Origin of the sequence: Streptomyces shenzhenensis (assembly GCF_021462265.1) — a bacterium.
Classification (GTDB): Bacteria; Actinomycetota; Actinomycetes; order Streptomycetales; family Streptomycetaceae; genus Streptomyces; species Streptomyces shenzhenensis.
This window is the reverse complement of the sequence record NZ_JAJONF010000004.1, coordinates 40,086-59,151: the sequence shown is the minus strand read 5'-3', so window position 1 is coordinate 59,151 and position 19,066 is coordinate 40,086. Positions and strand designations below refer to the sequence as shown.

19 protein-coding genes are annotated in these 19,066 nt (G+C 68.2%); 8 read left to right on the top strand and 11 right to left on the bottom strand.

The window, feature by feature from the left end:
• Window position 1: 1 nt before the first annotated feature.
• The 5 genes from LQ326_RS06825 to hemL form a co-directional block, all read right to left on the bottom strand.
• The gene (locus tag LQ326_RS06825; protein WP_234533751.1) at window positions 2-775 is read right to left on the bottom strand and encodes a cytochrome c biogenesis CcdA family protein; all 774 of its coding nucleotides are present in this window, start codon (window positions 773-775) and stop codon (window positions 2-4) included.
• A 1-nt stretch (window position 776) separates the two neighbouring features.
• On the bottom strand, window positions 777-1,367 hold the full coding sequence (locus tag LQ326_RS06820; RefSeq protein ID WP_234533750.1) for a TlpA family protein disulfide reductase: 591 nt from the start codon (window positions 1,365-1,367) through the stop codon (window positions 777-779).
• A gap of 67 nt (window positions 1,368-1,434) precedes the next feature.
• Window positions 1,435-2,700 (bottom strand): polysaccharide deacetylase family protein, encoded by a 1,266-nt coding sequence (locus LQ326_RS06815; protein WP_234534244.1) that lies wholly within the window; start codon window positions 2,698-2,700, stop codon window positions 1,435-1,437.
• A gap of 169 nt (window positions 2,701-2,869) precedes the next feature.
• Entirely contained in the window at window positions 2,870-3,553 is a 684-nt protein-coding gene (locus LQ326_RS06810) for a histidine phosphatase family protein (protein WP_234533748.1), read from the bottom strand.
• Complete coding sequence (hemL, locus tag LQ326_RS06805) at window positions 3,550-4,878, bottom strand: glutamate-1-semialdehyde 2,1-aminomutase (protein ID WP_234533746.1); 1,329 nt, start codon at window positions 4,876-4,878, stop codon at window positions 3,550-3,552. Before hemL ends, LQ326_RS06810 begins: the two co-directional genes overlap by 4 nt.
• Window positions 4,879-5,180: 302 nt before the next feature.
• Here hemL and LQ326_RS06800 point away from each other — a divergent pair, with 302 nt between their 5' ends.
• Window positions 5,181-5,864 carry a hypothetical protein gene (locus LQ326_RS06800; protein WP_234533744.1) on the top strand — a complete coding sequence of 228 codons (684 nt, stop codon included), beginning with the start codon at window positions 5,181-5,183 and terminating at the stop codon, window positions 5,862-5,864.
• Between the two features lie 126 nt (window positions 5,865-5,990).
• Here LQ326_RS06800 and LQ326_RS06795 read toward each other — a convergent pair whose 3' ends face one another.
• Window positions 5,991-6,536 (bottom strand): flavoprotein, encoded by a 546-nt coding sequence (locus LQ326_RS06795; RefSeq protein WP_234533742.1) that lies wholly within the window; start codon window positions 6,534-6,536, stop codon window positions 5,991-5,993.
• Window positions 6,533-7,804 carry a helix-turn-helix domain-containing protein gene (locus LQ326_RS06790; protein WP_234534243.1) on the bottom strand — a complete coding sequence of 424 codons (1,272 nt, stop codon included), beginning with the start codon at window positions 7,802-7,804 and terminating at the stop codon, window positions 6,533-6,535. Before LQ326_RS06790 ends, LQ326_RS06795 begins: the two co-directional genes overlap by 4 nt.
• Before the next feature lie 175 nt (window positions 7,805-7,979).
• On the opposite strand from LQ326_RS06790, the gene LQ326_RS06785 reads away from it, so the two are divergent.
• From LQ326_RS06785 to LQ326_RS06755, 7 genes are all read left to right on the top strand, one after another.
• Window positions 7,980-8,411: an ATP-binding protein gene (locus LQ326_RS06785; RefSeq protein ID WP_234533740.1), complete on the top strand. Its 432-nt coding sequence runs from the start codon at window positions 7,980-7,982 to the stop codon at window positions 8,409-8,411.
• A 39-nt stretch (window positions 8,412-8,450) separates the two neighbouring features.
• Complete coding sequence (locus LQ326_RS06780; protein ID WP_234534241.1) at window positions 8,451-9,734, top strand: carboxyvinyltransferase; 1,284 nt, start codon at window positions 8,451-8,453, stop codon at window positions 9,732-9,734.
• Entirely contained in the window at window positions 9,731-10,966 is a 1,236-nt protein-coding gene (locus LQ326_RS06775; RefSeq protein ID WP_234533738.1) for a bifunctional UDP-sugar hydrolase/5'-nucleotidase, read from the top strand. Before LQ326_RS06780 ends, LQ326_RS06775 begins: the two co-directional genes overlap by 4 nt.
• Complete coding sequence (dcd, locus tag LQ326_RS06770) at window positions 10,963-11,502, top strand: dCTP deaminase (protein WP_234533736.1); 540 nt, start codon at window positions 10,963-10,965, stop codon at window positions 11,500-11,502. The genes LQ326_RS06775 and dcd overlap by 4 nt, the downstream gene beginning before the upstream one ends.
• The gene (locus LQ326_RS06765; protein ID WP_234533734.1) at window positions 11,499-12,035 is read left to right on the top strand and encodes a dCTP deaminase; all 537 of its coding nucleotides are present in this window, start codon (window positions 11,499-11,501) and stop codon (window positions 12,033-12,035) included. Before dcd ends, LQ326_RS06765 begins: the two co-directional genes overlap by 4 nt.
• Window positions 12,032-13,153: a glycosyltransferase family 4 protein gene (locus LQ326_RS06760; protein WP_234533732.1), complete on the top strand. Its 1,122-nt coding sequence runs from the start codon at window positions 12,032-12,034 to the stop codon at window positions 13,151-13,153. The genes LQ326_RS06765 and LQ326_RS06760 overlap by 4 nt, the downstream gene beginning before the upstream one ends.
• Window positions 13,154-13,264: 111 nt before the next feature.
• Window positions 13,265-14,308: a serine hydrolase domain-containing protein gene (locus LQ326_RS06755; RefSeq protein WP_234533730.1), complete on the top strand. Its 1,044-nt coding sequence runs from the start codon at window positions 13,265-13,267 to the stop codon at window positions 14,306-14,308.
• Window positions 14,309-14,549: 241 nt separating this feature from the next.
• Here the strand turns inward: LQ326_RS06755 and LQ326_RS06750 are convergent, their stop codons facing one another.
• From LQ326_RS06750 to LQ326_RS06735, 4 genes are all read right to left on the bottom strand, one after another.
• Window positions 14,550-15,089, bottom strand: a complete 540-nt coding sequence (locus tag LQ326_RS06750; RefSeq protein WP_234533728.1) for a hypothetical protein — start codon at window positions 15,087-15,089, stop codon at window positions 14,550-14,552.
• 89 nt (window positions 15,090-15,178) lie between these two features.
• Window positions 15,179-17,161 carry a hypothetical protein gene (locus LQ326_RS06745; protein ID WP_234533727.1) on the bottom strand — a complete coding sequence of 661 codons (1,983 nt, stop codon included), beginning with the start codon at window positions 17,159-17,161 and terminating at the stop codon, window positions 15,179-15,181.
• Window positions 17,158-18,321, bottom strand: a complete 1,164-nt coding sequence (locus LQ326_RS06740; protein ID WP_234533724.1) for a 5'-methylthioadenosine/S-adenosylhomocysteine nucleosidase family protein — start codon at window positions 18,319-18,321, stop codon at window positions 17,158-17,160. Before LQ326_RS06740 ends, LQ326_RS06745 begins: the two co-directional genes overlap by 4 nt.
• Entirely contained in the window at window positions 18,322-19,065 is a 744-nt protein-coding gene (locus LQ326_RS06735; protein WP_234533722.1) for an NUDIX hydrolase, read from the bottom strand.
• Window position 19,066 lies beyond the last annotated feature (1 nt).

Below are 19,066 nucleotides of genomic sequence, written 5' to 3'. Positions count from 1 at the left end.
ATCAGATCCCCACATTGAAGCCGGCGGACCAGGACTGCATCTCCTGCACCAGGCTGTCCCAGGCGCCGGTCAGCAGCAGCACACCGGTCACGATCATCATCGTGCCGCCGGCGCGCATCACCCAGACGTAGTGGCGCTTGACCCAGCCGAAGGCGCCGAGGGCCTTGCGGAAGGCGATCGCCGCGAGCACGAAGGGCACGCCGAGGCCCAGGCAGTAGGCGACGGTCAGTATGGCGCCACGGCCGGCGCTGCCCTGCTGGGAGGACAGGATGATCACCGACGAGAGCGTCGGGCCGATGCACGGCGTCCAGCCGATGCCGAACAGCGCACCGAGCACCGGTGCCCCTATCAGCCCGGCCACCGGCCGCTTGTGGAAGCGGAACTCGCGCTGGGTGAACCAGGGCATCAGGCCCATGAAGAACACACCCATGGCGATCATCAGCACGCCGAGCACCTTGCTGAGGGTGCCGGACTGCTCCTGGAGGTCTTGGCCGAAGTAGCCGAACAGGGCCCCGCCGGAGACGAACACGGCGGTGAAGCCGAGCACGAAGAGGGAGGCGCCGGCCGCCATCCGCCCGCGCCGGGCGTCGGCCAGATCGGTACCCGCGACTCCGGTGACGTACGACAGGTATCCGGGCACGAGGGGCAGCACGCACGGAGAGAAGAACGAGACCAGACCGCCGAACAGCGCGATCGGCAGGGAGACCAGCAGAGCCCCGCTGAAGACCGTCTCGTTCTTGCCCGTCTCCGCCGCGAGCGTCAGGAGTGCGCTCACGTCACTTCTCCGCGACGACCGGCTTGATCATCTTTAGCAGGTTCTCCTCGCTGAGCGCCGCCAGCGAGCGCGCCGCGATCTTCCCCTGCCGGTCGAGTACCAGGGTGGAGGGGATGGCCTGCGGGTTGAGCGTGCCCTTCTTGAAGCGGAGCATCAGCCTGCCCGTCGGGTCGTACAGGCTCGGGTAGCCGATGCCGTTCTGCTTCTCGAAGGCGACCGCGGAAGCGGTGCTGGTGTCGCGGGTGTTGATGCCGACGAACTGGACGCCCTTGCTCGCGTACTCCTTGGCGACGGAGGCGAAGTTGGGCGCCTCGGCCCGGCAGGGGCTGCACCAGGAGCCCCAGACGTTGACGACGACGACCTTGCCCTTGTAGTCGGCGACGTCCAGGGTGCCGCCGTCGATGGTCCTGCCGGACAGGTCGGGGGCCGCCGCGCGGTGGCCCTGAGCGACCGTGTCGATGCCGTCCCTGCCGGTGATGAAGTTGGTGTTGCCGCCTCCGCCGGAGGTGCCGCCGTTGCCGCACGCGGACAGGGCCAGGGCCGCCGCGGCGGCCATGGCGCCGAGCAGGAGGGAGCGGCTACGGGTACTCATGTGAAAAGTTTCGCATGCCCGTTCTGGGGATCTTGCGCACCCCCCTCCGTCCGGGATGCGCCCGTTCTCAGGCGGCCGCGCCCTGCTTCAGGAAGGTCTTCCAGCCCCCGGCCGGCCGCTGCCCCACGTCCAGCGTGCGCAGCTTCGCCAGGACCTCCGGCTTCTGTACGTCCATCCAGTCCACGAACTGCCGGAAGGAGACCAGCCGGACGTCGGCGCCCTTCTCCTTCTCCCGGGCGATGTGCTTGAAGGCCTCCTCGACGGAGTCCATGTAGATACCGCCGTTCCAATGCTCGAAGTGGTTGCCCACGAAGAACGGCGCCCGGTTTGTCGTGTATGCCCGCTCGAATCCCTGTATGTACGACTGGGCCGACTGCTTCCGCCAGCCCGGGTAGTTGTAGGCGGGCGCCTTGGTCGAGTTGACCGACTGGTTGGCGAGCATGTTGTAGTCCATGGAGAGGACCTCGAAGGAGTGGCCCGGGAACGGTATCTGCTGCAGCGGCAGGTCCCAGATGCCCAGCTTCTTCTCCGGCCAGACCTGGCGGCCGCCGGGCGAGGAGGCGTCGTAGCGCCAGCCGAGCTCGCGGGCGGTGGGCAGCAGGTTGTTCTGGCCGAGGAGGCAGGGGGTACGGGCGCCGACCAGTTCCTTGTCGTAGTCGAAGGGGAGCGAGGGCAGGTCGGTCCAGCCGGTGTTGGTCCGCCACTCCTTCACGAACGCCTTGGCCTGGTCTATCTCGCTGCGCCACTGCTTGGGCGTCCAGTTGCCGACGGTGCCGTGGCCGCTGCAGAAGTGCCCGTTGAAGTGGGTGCCTATCTCGTGGCCTTCGAGCCAGGCCCGGCGGACGTTGGTGAGCGTCGCCTTGATGTGCTCGTCGGTGAGGTATCCGATGTCGGAGGCGCCGCGGGGGTTGTTCGGGGGGTTGTAGAGCCGCTTCTTCGACTCGGGCAGGAGGTACAGCCCGGAGAGGAAGAAGGTCATCGAGGCGCCGTGCTCCTTCGCCAGGTCGAGGAAGCGCGGGAAGAGGCCGTTGCCGACCTCACCGGCGCCGTCCCAGGAGAAGATCACGAACTGCGGCGGGGTCTGGCCGGCCTCCAGGGGCTCGGGGGCGGCGGGCTGGTGCGGCTGCTTGCCGGTGCGGGAGGTGGAGCCGTCGCCGAGGGGGCGGGCGTTGGGCGTCTTCGGCGGGTTTTTCGACGGCTCCCCGGTGGAACCGGCGGCATGGGGCGCGTCGTCCGAACCGGAGGACGCGCCGCAGCCGGTGAGGCCGAGCGCGAGTCCGGCCGTGGCGCCCGCGCCGACGCCGAGCATGCCCCTTCGCGTGATGGTCCGCATGATTCCCCGATTCGTCACGTCCTCTGATGGTCACACAATTAGAGGGCGTGACGAACGGACAGGTTCCGTCACATCTGGGATATTTCGAAAGAAAAGCGCTAACGATTTAGTCAAGTGGTGCGCGTCACTTGCGAATTACGCAGCTTCACGCAGACCTGTTCACGGCCGTTCAGGCCCCGAAGGCCTTGTCCTTCCCCTTCACCGGCTTGGCGCCGGCGCGGAGGTGGGCCGGGACGAGGTCGATGGCCGGCTCGCTGTACCCGACGGAGACGATCCTGTCACCCTGGTATGTGAAAGTCGTCAGGGAGGCGAGAGTGCACTGCCGCTTGCGCGGGTCGTGCCAGAGCCGGCGCTTCTCGACGTACGACCGCAGGATCCAGATCGGCAGCTGATGGCTGACCAGCACGGCCTCGTGCCCGCGCGCCCGGTCCTTGGCCGTGTCCAGCGCGCCCTTCATCCGGACGACCTGGTCGACGTACGGCTCGCCCCAGGACGGCCGGAACGGGTTGACCAGGTACTTCCAGTTGGCGGGGTTCTTCAGCGCTCCGTCACCGACGCCGAAGGTCTTGCCCTGGAAGATGTTCTCGGCCTCGACGAGCCGCTCGTCGGTGGCGAGGTCGAGCCCGTGCGCCTTGGCGATCGGGGTCGCGGTCTCCTGCGCGCGCTCCAGCGGGGAGGCGACGACGTGGACGACGTCCCGGACGGCGAGGTGCTCGGCGACCCGGTCGGCCATCTGCCGGCCGAGCTCGGAGAGGTGGTAGCCGGGCAGTCTCCCGTACAGCACCCCCTCCGGATTGGCCACTTCCCCGTGCCGCATCACGTGGACGACGGTGATGTCCTGCTGCTCGCTCATTCTGCCGTGGCCTCCGCGGCCGCTCGGGCCGCCGCCGGGAGGGCGTCGGCGATCTTCTGGATGGCCCGCTCGTCGTGGGCCGTGGACACGAACCAGGACTCGAAGGACGACGGCGGCAGGTACACCCCGTCGGAGAGGAGGGATTGGAAGAAGGCGGTGAACCGGAACGACTCCTGGCCCCGCGCGTCCTCGTAGTCGCGCACGGGACGGTTGGTGAAGAAGACGGAGAACATGTTGGAGGCGGTCTGCACCTGGTGCGCGACGCCCTCCTTGTTCAGCGCCTCGCTGACGAGCCCCTGGATCTGCGCGGAGACGGCGTTGACCTTGTCGTACGCCGCGTCGTCGAGCAGCCGCAGCTGGGCGAGGCCGGCGGCGGTGGCGACGGGATTGCCGGAGAGGGTGCCGGCCTGGTAGACGGGGCCGGCCGGGGCGAGGTGCGCCATGACGTCCGCCCGCCCGCCGAAGGCGGCCGCGGGGAACCCGCCTCCCATCACCTTCCCGAAGGTCATCAGGTCGGGCACCACCCCGTCGATGCCGAACCAGCCGGCCCGGCTGGTCCGGAACCCGGTCATGACCTCGTCGGAGATGTACAGGGCGCCGTTCTCGCGGCAGGCGTTCTTGAGCCCCTGGTTGAACCCGGGCCCGGGCGGCACGACGCCCATGTTGCCCGGCGAGGCCTCGGTGATCACGCAGGCGATCTCCCCGGGATGCCGGTGGAAGGCCTCCTGCACGGCTTCGAGGTCGTTGTACGGCAGCACGATCGTGTCGCCGGCCTGCGCTCCGGTGACACCGGGGGTGTCGGGCAGCGCGAAGGTGGCGACGCCGGACCCGGCGGCGGCCAGGAGGCTGTCGACGTGTCCGTGGTAGCACCCGGCGAACTTGATCACCTTGGTGCGCCGGGTGAACCCGCGGGCGAGCCGGATGGCGGACATGGTCGCCTCCGTCCCGCTGCTGACCAGCCGCACCTGCTCCAGCGGCGCGATCCGGGCGACCATCTCCTCCGCGAGGGCGACCTCGCCCTCACCGGGAGTGCCGAAGGAGGTACCGCGCGAGACGGCTTCCTGGACGGCGGCGATGACCTCGGGATGCGAGTGCCCGAGGATCATGGGCCCCCAGGAGCAGACGAGGTCGACGTACTCGCGCCCGTCCGCGTCCGTCAGGTAGGCCCCCTTGCCGGAGACCATGAAACGGGGGGTGCCGCCGACGGCGCGGAAGGCGCGCACCGGGGAGTTCACGCCGCCCGGCGTGACGGCGCAGGCGCGGTCGAAGAGCGCCTGTGAGACGGGCGCGTCGTAGGGATAGGGCGTTTCGCTCTGGGCGCTCATGACGTGCGGCTTCTCCGACTTCTCGGACTCCGGTTGCTTGGTGACCTCCTCAGGGTAGGCGGACGCCGGGAGTGTCCTCGTAGGGGAGGGCGGCGGTCCCGGCGCGGCGGCCGGTGCATCTGCGAGACTGTGACCCGATACACGCAGCTCATCCGGCAGGTGGCCGGCCGGAAGCTGTAATGATCCCGCGGACTGATGTTTCGACGCACGTTTCGGCGGGCGGCCGTGGGGGAGGTCACTGACACGATGATCGGGTTGCGCGGCGGGGGCCACGCGTCCTAGAAAAGCAGTCGGGTGGAGATATGCATCGCGGTGGCGGGCTGGGCGAGGGGACCGATGACCTGGGTCCTCGACGTGCCCAACGGGGAAGGCACCGGCGCGACGCGGAGGAATCGGCCGAAGCAGCACGTCAGGAACTAGGCGTACCGAGTGAGTCGGAGCGGCGCGACCGACGTATCGATCAGCGGGACCGCGATCAGAGGGATCGGGACCAGCGGAGCGATCGGCGGATCGACCGTCTTCAGAGCGGGAGCAGGAATGGTGGTCGGGTGGGGGTGACGTACAAATACTTCGGCGCACCGGACGGCGCGACCGCGGCCCGGGTCCCGATCTCGATGCGCCCCGAGGAACTCGGCGGCGACGAGCTCGGCATGAACGGCATGTTCACGAAGATCAAGCCGGAGACGATGGCCGCGATGGTGCTGACGGGCATCGAAGGTGTGCCTCTGCACAAGGTGCCGCCGCTGGAGCTGGTGGTGCTGCACCCCGACTACGCGGTCGTGAAACTCCCCATGACGGTGGTCGATCCGCTGCGTGACGTGGGCGAGGAAGCGGTCGGCGCGGCCGCCTTCATCTGGTCGACGGTCCCGGACCGGGGCGGCCCGAGGGACGCGTTCAACGTGTACCAGCTGCTGCACGAGTGGCAGGACTTCAGCCATCGGCTGCATGAGGCGGGGCATCAGCCTTATTGCCTGGTGTGGCCGTGACCTAGGGTTTCTTGCGGGGCGGGCGGGGTCTTCGGGCCTCGCCCTTTTGGGTGCCGGGGAGGGGCCGTCGGGCGGCCAGGGCACATTGGCCAGCCACCACAGGGGGCACCGACACGGCGGCGCTGATCAAGCCGGTGCGGAAAGCTTGGGCGCGAGGAGCTCCAGGGCTTCCTCCCAGCGGTAGCGGTCGGCCCCGCCGCCGGCCTTTGGCCGGTGCGGTTCGTACGAGCCGATCAGGACGCCCATCTCGCGTAGCCGTTCCAGACTCTGGCGGTACGCGGGGTGGGCGGCCTGGGCTGAGTTCAGGTACGGCAGCACGGCGACCGGGATGTCCATGGCGGGTGCTTCGCACAGGACGCCCAGGGCGAGATTGTCGGAGATCCCGGCGGCCCACTTGTTGATGGTGTTGAAGCTGGCCGGGGCGACCGCGATCGCGTCCGCGGGCCGGGTCGGGCGCGGTTCGCTCGGTGATCGCCAGGCCGAGCGGATGGGGCGGCCGGTCTGGGTCTCGACCGCCTCCGCGTCGAGGAAGCCGAGTCCTTGTGGGGTGGCGATGACGCCGACGTCCCAGTGCCGTGCATGTGCTGCGTTGATCAGCTTGCCGACGTCGGCGGCGACACCGGACGCGCAGACCACGATCTGGAGGAAGGGCTTGTCGGGCTGATCACTCACGTGGGCACTCCCAGTTGGCGGCTGAAGTGGTGCAACTCGGGCAGTGCCCGGCGGCGGTCGCGGGCTGCCATGTCGGCGACCAGTTCGCGTACGGCCGGGCGGCGGATGTCCTGTGCCGCGCAGCTTTCGGCGATACGCAGGGCCTGGTAGCCCTCGGCGAGCCTGCCCTGCTGACTGTAGGCGCGGGCGGTCTCCACCCACAGCGCGGCCCGGCGCTCGGGGACAGGAATGTGCCGCCGCATGAGCGGCCGTGCGGTTTCCAGGGCGATGCCGGCGTCACCGAAGGAGACGGCTGCGCTGATCTCGTGGAGTGCGACGTTGGTGGGGCTGAAGTTCGCCCATGCGTCCGGCCGGTCGAAGGAGACGTAGCGAGCGACTTCCTTGGCTTCGGTGAGGAAGTCCTGGGTGGTGTCGCGGTCGCCGTTTCTGCTGGCGGCGGTCGCCCCGCGGAGCAACAGCAGACCAACCGCTGCCAGGTACCGGGGCGAGCGCTGGTCGTAGGAGCCGGTGAGCTGGTCGGCAGTGTGGCGAACCATGTTCACGGCCTGGGCCATGTGCTTCTCCCGCACGAGGACGTGAGCGTGGACGCGGACACTGGCGGCGAGGACGACAGGATCCCCGGACCGTTCCGCCTCGGCCATGGCCCGACCGGCCGCGAGCCAGGCGTTGCCCTGATCGGCCCGCTTCAGCAACAGGCTCACCGACGTCTGGTAGGCGGTCGCGAGCAGCCCGGACACCTCCGCTGAGCCGGATGAGCCTCCGGCGGCCTGACGCAGGTCGGCGATCAGACCCGGCAAGGTCTGCTCCAGTTCCGCGTAGTCGCACGTGCAGAACATCCGGCGTACGGCCCGTGCCCGGTCCCGCAGCTCGTCGAGGCTCAGGGCTTGACCGGTCGCCGCGGGGCTCGTGCCTGGCAACAGGACTTGGATCAGGTCGTGATGTGCCGCGCTCGACGACGGCGGAGCCGCGAGCGCGGCGACGCTCGCGGCAAGGAAGGTACGGCGGTGCATGTCCTCTGTTCCGGGCTCGGCGGGGCTGGCGTCAGAAGCGGCGGCGAGGCCGAGACGTTGCGGCGGAATCTCCAGTACCTGCGCGATCTCGCGCAGCACTCGCACGTCCTCGGTACCCCTGCCGCTCTCCAGGCGGCTCACCTTCGACTGGTGATACCCAAGCGCGGCGGCAACGTCCCTCTGCGAGCGCCGCTGTAACACGCGCGCCTGACGGATCACTTCGCCGATCCGTCTCGCTTCACTCTGTGCCTCGGCCATCTGTGCCACGGCCCCTTCTGCCGTCGCCGATCCTGCCTGCTCAACCGAGAGTAACCGAGCGGCATTTGGCAGTGATGCAGCTCCTGCATAAGTGATGCAGCCCCGGCACACCGACTGGTTCCGCTTACCTCCCGAGCGGTTGCGTGGAGTGGCCGAACCGACCAGGAGGCCGCTCATGGAAGCGCATCACATCCGGATTCCCGTCTCCGGCACGCCAGCTGCCGCAGCATCCGCACGCCAGCAGCTCGCGGACGGGATACGGACTTTCGGCGCCTTCCTCGGCCCCGAACTCCTGGACGCGGCAGAGCTGGTGGCCGCAGAGCTCATCGCGAACGCGGTCCGGCACGCAAACGGCGGCCCGATCACGGCCGGCGCCTGCCTGAGCGACAAGGGACTGCGGATCGAGGTGAACGACGCCAACCCCGCCGTCCCACAGGTCGGCTTGTCGGATGTGGACGAGGAAGGCGGACGGGGGCTGTTCCTCGTCGCCGCGCTCGCCGATCGCCACGGCTTCGATCCGCTGCCGCCCGGCAAACGCTGCTGGGCCGAGTTCAAGGTCAGCAGCCCACTACCCACCGCATCACACCTGCCCCTGCAGAGGAGTTGACCGTTGACAGCCGTACGCATTCCCCCCGTCGCCGCAGCAGTGGTCGCCGTGAGACCCGGCAGCCCACTCGCCGGCTCCATCACCGTCGACGGCTCCAAGAACGCGGCCCTGCCCCTGCTGGCCGCCGCCGCGGCGCTGCACCGCCCGGTGCATCTGAGCAACGTCCCGTCGAACACGGACGTCGAGACCATGCTCACCCTGCTCCAACAGGCCGGCTGGCACACGGTCCGTCCGGTCAGCGACCCGCACACCACGGTGATCCTGCCGAGCGACAAGCCCCACCCGGGCCCCGATCCTGAGGTCGCCGCCCGTATCCGGGCCTCGTACTACCTCGTACCGGCCCTGCTCGGCGCGTCCGGGCGAGCCCGGCTGCCCTGGCCGGGAGGCTGCCGGATCGGGGAACGCGGGATGGAGCAGCACTTCAACGTCTACGAGCGCTTCGGTGACCGCATAACGGTCGATGGACGCGGCTACCTCGTTGAAGCAGCCACTGGTGGGACCGGAACCGTGTCCGTGGTGCTGCCATTCCGCTCTCGTGGGGCGAGCGTCGCTGCCCTCCTGCGCGCGGTCGTAGCCGGCCGGCCCCTGCGCCTTGGCCATCCCAATCTCTCGCCTGAAGTGATCAGCGTCGTAGAGGCGTTGCAGGTAGCGGGATGGGAGTGCCGGGTCAGTGAGTCGGTCCTGACGCTTTCACCACCCACTTCCGTCCCGACGGAGACCACCGTCTGGTCGGTGCCCGGCGACAAGGTCGAAGCCGGGACCCTGGCCTGTGCGGTCGCGGCGACCGGTGGGGAGGCACGCATCTGTGGCGTGCGCGGCGACGACGTCGCTCCCCTGGTCTCCGCCTTGAACTGGCTCGGAGTGCCTGCCGACGTCGAGAGCGATGCTCTCATCATCCGGGCCCACGACGCCGAACCGACCGGGCGATCACTGCGCGCCATCGCCTCCCTCTCCCCCGACGGATTGGATGCCGACTTCGAACCATCGCTGATGGCCCTCGCCCTCGGACTGCCCGGCACTCACCTGTTCGCCGACACCATCAACCCCGGCCGTCACGGCAACCTGCTCCCCCAGCTCGCCCGCCTCGGCGCCGAGATCCACGAGCTCTCGCCCACCGAATGCCGCCTCACCGGACCGCAGCAGCTGACCGGCGCCGGCGTGGAGGCCACCGACATCCGCACGGGCTCGGCCCTGCTCATCGCCGGCCTCACAGCGAGCGGCGTCACCACCCTCGGCGGCCTCGAACAGCTCCGGCGCGGCCACGCCGACCTGCCCACCAAACTGCACGCCCTGGGCGCCGACATCTGCGAGGTCACTCCATGACCCGGCAGCTCCAGCGAATCACCGCCACGGCCGACGTCCACTCCTCCTTCGCCCAGGCCACTCCGATGCTCGCCTACCTCCACGCGGCCAGGGCCGAGAGCCTGGTCGTGGACTGCGGCGACTTCTTCGAAGGCACCGGCTTCTACCGCTTCGGCCAGGGGCAGATCGAGCGCGAGGTTCTCACCGGCCTGTACGACCTGCTCGCCCCCGGAAACCACGGCTGGCCGCACTACTTCGAACCGCAGTTGCACGCGATGACCGTATGCGCAAACGCAGCCGACAGCGGCGGCAGGCCGCTCTTCGACCGCGTGCGCATCGAGAACATCGGTGGCCGGCGAGTTGCCGTCACCGCGGTAATCGGCCTGCAAGCCTTCAACGCGATCCCTGCCAACCAGCGCACGGGCCACCACGTGACCGACCCGGCCCAGGCCCTACGCGAGGTGATGCTGGAGCACCACAACCGTACCGACGCCTGGATGGTGCTGTCCCACTCGGGCTTCGAGGAGGACCTGAAGCTGGCCGCCGCCTGCCCGTTCGCGGACGTCATCTTCGCCGGGCACTGCCACAGCGACGCCTACGGCCCCGTGCCCGTCGGTGACGCCCTCGTCGTCAAGGGCCACGAACTCGGCGTCGGGTACGCCACCGCCGAGCCGGTCGGGGCCGGCTGGGCCGTCCGCGTAGGCACCTTCCCCGACACGTCCCTGATCCCCGAGGACCTCGCCGTACTGCAGGAGAAGATCGCCCTCGTCGGCAGCACCCTGGGGAGCCAGCTCGGCATCGTGAACGAGCCATATCTCAATACCCTGTTGGACCGGCGCCTCCTCTTGGACGAGATCGCCACCCGCCTGCACACCGGCCTCGGAGCGGACGCCGTCATCCTCAACGAGACCGCTCTGCGCCCCGTACCGCTCGGCGATGTCCTCACCCTCGGCGACCTGCTCGCCATCGAGCCCTTCGGCAACCAGCTCGTCCATGCCTTCCTCTCCGACGATCAGTCCGAGAACCACGCCAAGCTGCTCGCTCATCTGGTCGAACGCGTCGGCCCCTTGGCCGTCGCGCCCACACCCCTGCCACTGACAGCGCGCATCGTGCTGACCACCGACTACATCGCCGACACCTATCTCGGCGGCCGCACTCATCAAGCCGGACTGCGTCTGGGCCAGGCGGTGCGCAGCGTCCTGGCGGCCCCGTTCGCTGACTCTGCCGACGCTCTTCAGGGGGGCGCCCAATGATCCTCACCGGTCCCGAGATCAACACGGCCGTAGCCGACGGACGCCTTTGCATCACCCCGTTCGACCCGAAGCAGACGAACCCCAACAGCTACAACGTCCGCCTGGGCGCCACCCTGCTGACGTACGCCACCAAGGTCATCGATGCCCACCACGCCAACCCCACGCACACGATCCGAATCGACACGGACGGATACGTCCTCCAGCCCGGCGAGCTGTACCTCGGCCACACCGTCGAGGAGGTCGGCTCGAACCTCTTCGTCCCACTGCTCTTCGGCCGCTCCTCGGTCGGACGGCTGGGGTTATTCGTCGAGATCACCGCCCCTATCGGTGACATCGGATTCCACGGCCAGTGGACTTTGATGCTGTCCCCCATCCGCCCTCTGCGGGTGTACGCGGGCATGAAGATCGGGCAGATCATGTTCTTCGTCTCCACCGGGGACGTCGACCTGTACCGAGGCAAGTACCAGGGCGCCGCCGGCCCCCAGCCTTCCCGCTACTGGCGGGATGCGGCACACGTGCAGGCGGGCGCCTCGTGATCCTCACCGGCTCCGCCATTGCCGCCGCCGTCAGCGCAGGCGAGATCACCATCGCGCCCTACGACCCGGCTCGCCTGTCCCCAAATGCCTACGACTGGCGGCTGGGGGACACGATCCGCATCTGCGACGGCGACCTGGACGCCGCCATCCCCACCGCCTTCACCGAACTGACCATCCCCGCCTCCGGATTGGTCCTGCAGCCCGGCGTGCTCTACCTCGGCGTCACGCTGGAAAGGACCGGCTCGGAAACGTATGCCCAACTTCTCAACGGCAACCGCACCATCGGCGCCCTCGGCATCTGGGTCCACGTCTCCGCGCCACTCGGCCACCAGGGCCACGCGATCCACTGGACCTTGGAGATCCGCGCCGCCAAGCCCGCCCGCGTCTATCCGGGAATGACCTTCGGCAAGCTCGTCTTCCTCACCACCCTCGGCACCCCGGCCAGCTACCAGCAACAGCGCGCCAAGTACGCCGCCACGCACGGCATCGACATCTCCCGCCTGTACGAAGAGATCCCCCAAGGAGCGCTGTGAGCCCCCTCGTCCGCCCGGCCGCGGGACCGCTGGCCGCCACCTTCCTCGACCTCCCAGCCGGAAGCCCCGGCGGCAGCGTCGAACTCTTCCTCGACCTGTACACCGGCGACAAGCCCCTCATCCCCGCGCGGGCCTTCATGCTGGCCCCCACCCGCCCCAAACCCCACCTCCCCGCCGGGCTCGACCTGCTGACGGTCGCCGGCAAGTGCCTGGAAGGCGCCGCCTTCAGCCGCTACGTCGCAGCCTTGCGCCGGGCGCTGGTGACCGCAATCGATCCAGCCCAGATCGGGGTACTGCACCTGCAGCACCTCACCTTCGGCGCCACGCCCGCCCTGCTCCGGGCTCTGCCGGCGCACCCCAGGATCGCCTTGGTCCACGGCACCGACCTGATCTTCGCCGAGGCCCATCGCGACCAGCTCCAAGTCCTGCGCGAGACGGCGAGGGCCGCCGACGCGATCGTGGTTCCCACCGGCGCGATGGCCGACCGCCTTCTCAAACTCGCCCCGCAGATCGACCGCCGCAAGGTCGTCCGCATTCCATGGGGCGTCCCCGACCACCTGCTCACCGATCCCCCATCCCGGCCCTCCCGCACCCCCACCAGCCACCTACGGCTGCTGTACGCAGGCAGGCTGACCGCCGAGAAGGGTGCAGAGCACCTGATCACGGGCCTGGCACCCATCCCAGGAGTCGAGCTGAGCATCGCCGCCCCGAAAGCCCAGTTCCACGCCTTGGCCCCGCTCCTCCAGCGGACCGGAGTGCGGGCCCGGTACCTCGGCTGGCTCCGCCGTCCACAGCTGTGGAAAGCCTTCGCCGAGCACGACGTCCTGGTCATGCCGTCCACCACCCTGGAAGCCATGGGCCTCATCGCGCTGGAGGCCCAAGCATGCGGTCTGCCTGTCCTGTACCAACCCGTGCCCGGCCTCAACGAAGTCGTCGCCACGTCCGGAGTGGCCACCGACTTCACCCATTCCGCCGCACTCGCCCGCGACCTCGACCGCCTACGGACCGCCCCCGGCCTGTTGCCCGCCCTGCGACAGGCGGGCTACGCGAACGCCGCCCGCTACCCCCTCACCACTACCGCTCAGGCCCTGGCCGACCTTGGCTGCCAGCTCGCCTGAGACACACACCGATCTGGCCCCGCAGCCGACGTCCGACACGCCATTGCCCAAATGGTGCCGCCCGCCTCACTACGCTGATCCGGCGGGTTGCCCACGGCGAACAGGGAGACCATGACATACAGCACCGACCGCATCGAAGCCCTCCTGAACGAAGGCGTCCGCGACAAGGTCTACCCCGGCGCCGTATGGGCAGTCGGTGGCGCCACCGGCACCCGCGCCCACGGCGCCACCGGGGTCCTAGACCCCAACGAGCCGAACGTGCCGATGCAGCGCGACACCGTCTTCGACGCCGCCAGCCTCACCAAGATCCTCGCCGTGTGGTCCTCCGTCGGAGCCCTGTGGGAGGAAGGCAAGCTCGACCTCGACACCCCGCTCGGTGGATTCTGGTCCGAAGTCGACGGCCACCCACTCGGCGCCGTGACCGCCCGCCACCTGCTGACCCACACGGCCGGCGCACCGCTCCGCGCCCAGCTCAAGAACCTTTACGGCACCGACCCCCAGGACATCCGCGACGGAGTCCTCCACGAGGCCCTGTACCGCCCGCCCGGCGAGGCCGTCGAGTACACCGACCGAGCCGCCCTCATCCTCGGATACCTCGCCGAATACCTCTCCGGACGACGCCTCGACCAGCTCGCCACGGAACGGACCTGGCAGCCGCTGGGCATGCACTCCACCCGCTTCGGACCCCTGCCCGCCGAGATCACCACGCGGTGCGCACCGACCGAACTCGACCAGGACACCGGCACCCAACTCAAGGGCGTCGCCCACGACTTCTCCGCCCGGCTCCTGGGTGGAGTGTGTGGCATCGCCGGCGCCTTCACCACCCTCGACGACCTCGCTGTCTTCCTGCGCTACATGCTGGACGCCTCGACCGGCCTGGGGCGAGCCGGATTCGGCCCCGCCTGGACCAGGCAGTCGCTGAGCGTCCAGACCGGCACCCTGGATCCTGTACGCGGCCTGTTCTGGCACCCCTCCCCTGGCACGCACCTCGCCGACGGCATCTGGGTCCACTACGGCTTCACCGGCACCGGCATGTGGATCTCCCCCCAGCAAGGACGGTGGGCAGTACTGCTGACCAACAAGCTCTACTACACCCGCGACCGCCAGCCCCTGACCGACGTCCGCAACGCCTTCCGCGCGCTTGCGTTCGCCTGAAGCGTGTTGGGGGGCGCCCCCTCACGAGTTCGGGTCTCGTATCCGCCGCCAGTGCCTCACCGGGCACGATGCCGAAGGGTCCACCGTTCGCGGTGTGGCCTTTCGGCGTCCGTAGTTGCGCCGCCTCAGCTGGCGGCAGCCGGTGCACGGTCCGAGCTACACGGCGGGCAGCCCAGCACCGCGGAGGCGGCTAGCCAGTCGGGACGGCGAATTGAACGTGCAGCGGGGCCGCAGAGCAGCACTACCGCTCCGCATAGCGCAGGAACTGCCAGCCCAGTACCGCCAGGGCAAATGTCTGTGCGAAGGAGACGATCACGAGTAAAGGCTGAACGGCGGGAGAGCACCAGAAAGCAGTCACGCAGATCATCGGCAAGGCCACGTACGTGAACAGATCCACAGCGGTCTGCAGTCGCTTGCGCGTGGTGCGGCTCGCATCGTGGCGGTGGTAGATCTCCCAGCCGAAGACTGCGCCATGGGCGCCGCTGAGTTCGGCCAGCCGCGGTCCCAGCTGCTCGCGGATGTAGCAGCCGATCGCCGAGATCTTCTCGTCGTTGACCAGGTAGGTCCAGCCCAGGACCAGGCAGATCACGGGGACGGCGAGCAACAGTTGAGCCTGCCTGCTCTGGACGGTGATCGCCAGGATCGCGGTGACCGCGGCGAGCGTGAAGTAGAGCAGGTTGTCACGGAAGCCTATCCGGGTCTTCTGCTCCTCCTTGATGCGGTCGTACTCGGCCAGCAGCAGTCTGCTCTCGGTGACGTCTTCTGTGGCGGCCACGGCCATTCCTAAGCTCGGGTCCCGGCTGGGCTGATGAGTGGGCGGGCAGGGGCTCCGGCGCTCCGGCCCCTGCCCGCTCCGAAGGCCCGGAAGACTCAGCCGGCAGCACGGAAGGACGGAAAGTTGTCGGGGTTGTTTCGTTCGATCCAACCCTTTCCGTCCGCCGCGATTCCTTCCAGGAGGCGGAAGGTGTGGATGAAACCAGCCGAATTGAGGTCGATTTCGGCGATTTCCTGGGCGTTCTCGTCCGGCGCGAGGTGATGGGTGTCGGCGTCCTTGACACGAATGTTCCTGGCTGGCCCGTTGGTGAGGACGAGTTCCAGGTCGTAGCCGACCTCGCTGCGTTCCGTCACCTGTACGGAGGACAACGCGTCGAACCGGTAGTTGCTTCGCTGCCTGTTCCCGCGTCTTGCGTCGGTGAAATCGAATTCAGAGCTGATCTCACGAACGCCACCCTGCGTGACCAGGAAAAGACGGAAGCTGTAGCGCGAGTATCGCCAAGGACCGCCCTTCACACGCCCTCGTTTGTAGGGGCGTGCGGGTGTCACCAGGATGGTGTGGGTGATCAGGTCGCGCCAGGTGAGCTGGTAGTGGCGGAGTACTTCGTCGATGAACAGCGTCTTGTCACAGGTGAGCCAGGTCTCCATTTCCTGCTCACTGGGTCGCGTGGCGTCCAGGAACGACTTCCAATTCTGGAAAGCGGCTTGCCGCGCGGCCAGCCGCTCGTGGTATTCCCGCGTCTCCTCGGTCAGTCGTTGGTCCTCACCCCGGGCCTCCAGCCACGAGGACGCAGCCGCGCGTCCGGACCAGACCGCGCCGACGACGGCCAGGACGGCCAGCAGCAGCTGCGGGGCGCCGGCACCTGAGGCCACTGTTCCGAGCAGGGCCAGAGTCGTGATACCGAGAGCGACGAGGGCGGCCACGCACAGCGCCTTCACCCCCGCCGGCGTCTGGTTCTGGGGGCGGTGATCGAACAGAGTGCCTTTGCTGTAGCGGTCCCGGGCATCCTCGGCGAGATAGCGGATCAGCCAGTCGACCCGCTCCACGCCGATCCGGCTCTCGCGGTAGAGAAGCGCGATCTCGGCGACGAGGCTGTCGCGGATGTGGACGGTATGGCCGAGCCATTCGTACGGGGCGAGTCCGTGAGGCACGCGGGTACTGAAGTAGTGGTCGAACGAATGACGGACACGGTTGGTGAACCCGTCCCCGGCAGAGGCGGGATCGCGCATGTGGGGGATCTGGAGCCCACGGTTCTTGGTCTTCAGATGTTGTTCCTGGTACCACCATCGGCGGCCGAAGTGAACCGCGGTCAGGCCCGCACCGAGCGCCACCAGTACCTCGATGGCTGCCGCGGCCGGATCCGCGACCAGGGCCAGGATCCAGAGGAATGCGGTGCCGACGGCGAACAGGCCGGCACGGACGGGGAGGGCTGCCCGGGCGGCAGCAGCGGTGCTCGGATGGGGCGGCAGGGCCCGTGGCCCGATGGGGTCGGGTTCGAAATAGGCCCAGACCCGTTGGACCCGGCCGTTGCCGAAGCGGTCCGCCTCGGCCCGCTCGCGCTTCTCGGCCCACAGGCTGTCCTTCAGCCCTCCGGTGAGCACCAGGTCGAAGTGGTGGATGATCATGTCACGCAGGTGAGGTGACAGGGATCGCAACCGTTCCAGTAGGTGTCCTGTCTTGCCGTCCGGGGTGCTGAGCATCGCCAGCAGTTCGAAAGCGACACGCAGGGCGTCTTTCCACTCTCCCTCGGCATAGGTCCGTACGAACCCGGAGGCGCGGTTCAGCCGCTGGACCTCTTCGGTGCTCAGGTCGTCGTAGGCACGTCCACTGAGCATGGCGAGCACCCAGTGGAAACGGACCTCCGCGTTGTCGTGTCCGGTGGCGGTCGCGTCACTGATCAAGTCGCGAGCACGGCTGGGGACGCCATCCTCCAGGTACCGCACGCCAACCTTGTACTTTTCCTGAGGCGACGCATCCTGGCCGATGGAGACGTAGGCGGTGTGTACGACCCCGGCTTGCATTCCGACGGTGGAGCCGAATGAGGCCGAATTGTGCGTGACACTGCTGCCGTCGTTCATGACACATCACCCGCCGCAACAACGAGCGGCGCCAGCCTGGCCACCAGCTCGGGAAATTCCGCGATCAAACCGCGTAACCTCTTGAGTGCCATGGTCGCCCTCTTGGACGATTCGGGAGTTTTCTCCCTTGCCGCCCGGCGGGCAAAGCCCAGCTCGGCAAGGGCCTCTCGGTAGGTGTCGTCATCGAGAACACCCTCGGCGTGGTGACGCTTCAGGTGCTCACGGAGAGCGTCCAGTTCCCCGACCAGGTCCGCCGGACTAGTCACCTTCGGGTCAGCGTTCAAGTAGACGCTGCTCTCCTTGACCGAGCCAGCCATGATGCCAACGGTGCTGTTATGGGCGGTGTTCCTGACGTGCCCTTCGAGTTTGCCGGTCGTATCAGCCCTGCCCGCCTGGGACATTGCGATCTGCTCCTGTTCTCCCACCAGTTCCACGGCCAGCCGTGCAGCGAATGCCGCTGCGTTCGCCGCGGCCCGTGGTTGCCAGTTACGGTCCTTCGCGCTGCTCTTTGTACCGTCCGCTCGGTCGCTGATTCCCCGGATGATGGCCACCGGTGCCCCGTTGAGATGACCGGCCTGCGCCACACCGGCGGCCTCCATCTCGATCGCGAGCGCGTCGTTGTAGTGCTGCCGGATCCACCGTGCCTCTGCCGAGATCTTCGAGTTCTGTACGACCTCGCCGGCGGCGATCGCACCGAAGCGCACCTGCGGCGCGCGCCCACGACCGGGCGTGTCGTCGGCCCAGTCGTTCACGCGAGCCAGATACGAGCCGAGCTGGCTGATACCGTGCGCCGCCTCCCACACCCGGGGACGGGCCTTGAGTCCGTCGTCCTCGCTGGTCCCGCCGTGGTAGGCGTACACGTGTGTCGCCATCACCACGTCACCCAGCCTGGTGGTGTCCCACAGGGCGCCGGCGACACCCACGAACAACACGGCCACCGGCGAAAACTCCTGTATCGCGCGCTCAGCGATCACCGCGGCGGAATGATTCCCTTTGTTCGTCAGACCGAGCGCGACACGACATGAAGTGCCCTGCACGGTTCCCACCTCGAACCGCGTCCCACGCTCATGACGGTGCACCTGTGGACCGGCCAGTTTCCGGCGCACGGCCTGGTACTCGAGATTGAGGGCGGTGAGAATCACCACCAGATCTTTCGACATCTAATCCCCTTCCTCTCCCGTTTCCTCTTCCATCGTGGACGGCACAGGTCGGATCAGCGGTGGGAACAACACCGTCTTCGACCCGGCCCGATACAGCCGCGCGGGCCGTCCTCCCGTGGTCCTACGTCCCGAGCCGGCGGAGATGATGAATCCCTTTGCGGCCTGGACCTTCCGGTAGAAATTACGGGTGTCGAGTTCGGTGCCCCAAACCGCCTCGTACACCTGCTGCAACTCGACTATGGTGAAGAGTTCTCCGCAGAATGCCGTGGCCAGCGCCGAGAATTCGAGCTTGGTACGCGCGCGTTCGATTCCGTCCGTCACGATCCGGCGGTGATCGAAGGCCAGCTCCAGCTCTCCGGACAGGACGGCTTCCGCGGGAACCCACGCAGCATCCATGGCATCCGTTCCCGCGACCGGTTCGGGGAGTCCCGGTGCGATCGCCAAGTGGGCCACGGAAACGACTCTTCCCCGTGGATCACGTCCTACGTCCCCATAGATGGCCAACTGTTCAAGATGCACCCACCCGGCAACCAGAGCGGTTTCCTCACTCAACTCACGGTGGGCAGCGTCCAGGATCTCCTCACCGGCGTGATTGAGGAATCCACCAGGCAGAGCCAGCATGCCCTGAAAAGGATCTTCGCCCCGCTCCACGAGCAGGACACACAGTCGCCCCTCACGCAGCGTCAGGATCACGAGGTCGACCGTCAGCAGCACGGGCGGAGGTGACCACAAATCAACTTGCATG

Coding starts and splice junctions, on each gene's coding strand:
- LQ326_RS06775 (WP_234533738.1), top strand. CDS start 9,731: ATGACCCGGCAGCTCCAGCGAATCACCGCCACGGCCGACGTCCACTCC.
- LQ326_RS06790 (WP_234534243.1), bottom strand. CDS start 7,804: ATGGCCGAGGCACAGAGTGAAGCGAGACGGATCGGCGAAGTGATCCGT.
- LQ326_RS06735 (WP_234533722.1), bottom strand. CDS start 19,065: ATGCAAGTTGATTTGTGGTCACCTCCGCCCGTGCTGCTGACGGTCGAC.
- LQ326_RS06785 (WP_234533740.1), top strand. CDS start 7,980: ATGGAAGCGCATCACATCCGGATTCCCGTCTCCGGCACGCCAGCTGCC.
- LQ326_RS06810 (WP_234533748.1), bottom strand. CDS start 3,553: ATGAGCGAGCAGCAGGACATCACCGTCGTCCACGTGATGCGGCACGGG.
- hemL (WP_234533746.1), bottom strand. CDS start 4,878: ATGAGCGCCCAGAGCGAAACGCCCTATCCCTACGACGCGCCCGTCTCA.
- dcd (WP_234533736.1), top strand. CDS start 10,963: ATGATCCTCACCGGTCCCGAGATCAACACGGCCGTAGCCGACGGACGC.
- LQ326_RS06800 (WP_234533744.1), top strand. CDS start 5,181: ATGCATCGCGGTGGCGGGCTGGGCGAGGGGACCGATGACCTGGGTCCT.
- LQ326_RS06745 (WP_234533727.1), bottom strand. CDS start 17,161: ATGAACGACGGCAGCAGTGTCACGCACAATTCGGCCTCATTCGGCTCC.
- LQ326_RS06750 (WP_234533728.1), bottom strand. CDS start 15,089: ATGGCCGTGGCCGCCACAGAAGACGTCACCGAGAGCAGACTGCTGCTG.
- LQ326_RS06740 (WP_234533724.1), bottom strand. CDS start 18,321: ATGTCGAAAGATCTGGTGGTGATTCTCACCGCCCTCAATCTCGAGTAC.
- LQ326_RS06755 (WP_234533730.1), top strand. CDS start 13,265: ATGACATACAGCACCGACCGCATCGAAGCCCTCCTGAACGAAGGCGTC.
- LQ326_RS06820 (WP_234533750.1), bottom strand. CDS start 1,367: ATGAGTACCCGTAGCCGCTCCCTCCTGCTCGGCGCCATGGCCGCCGCG.
- LQ326_RS06815 (WP_234534244.1), bottom strand. CDS start 2,700: ATGCGGACCATCACGCGAAGGGGCATGCTCGGCGTCGGCGCGGGCGCC.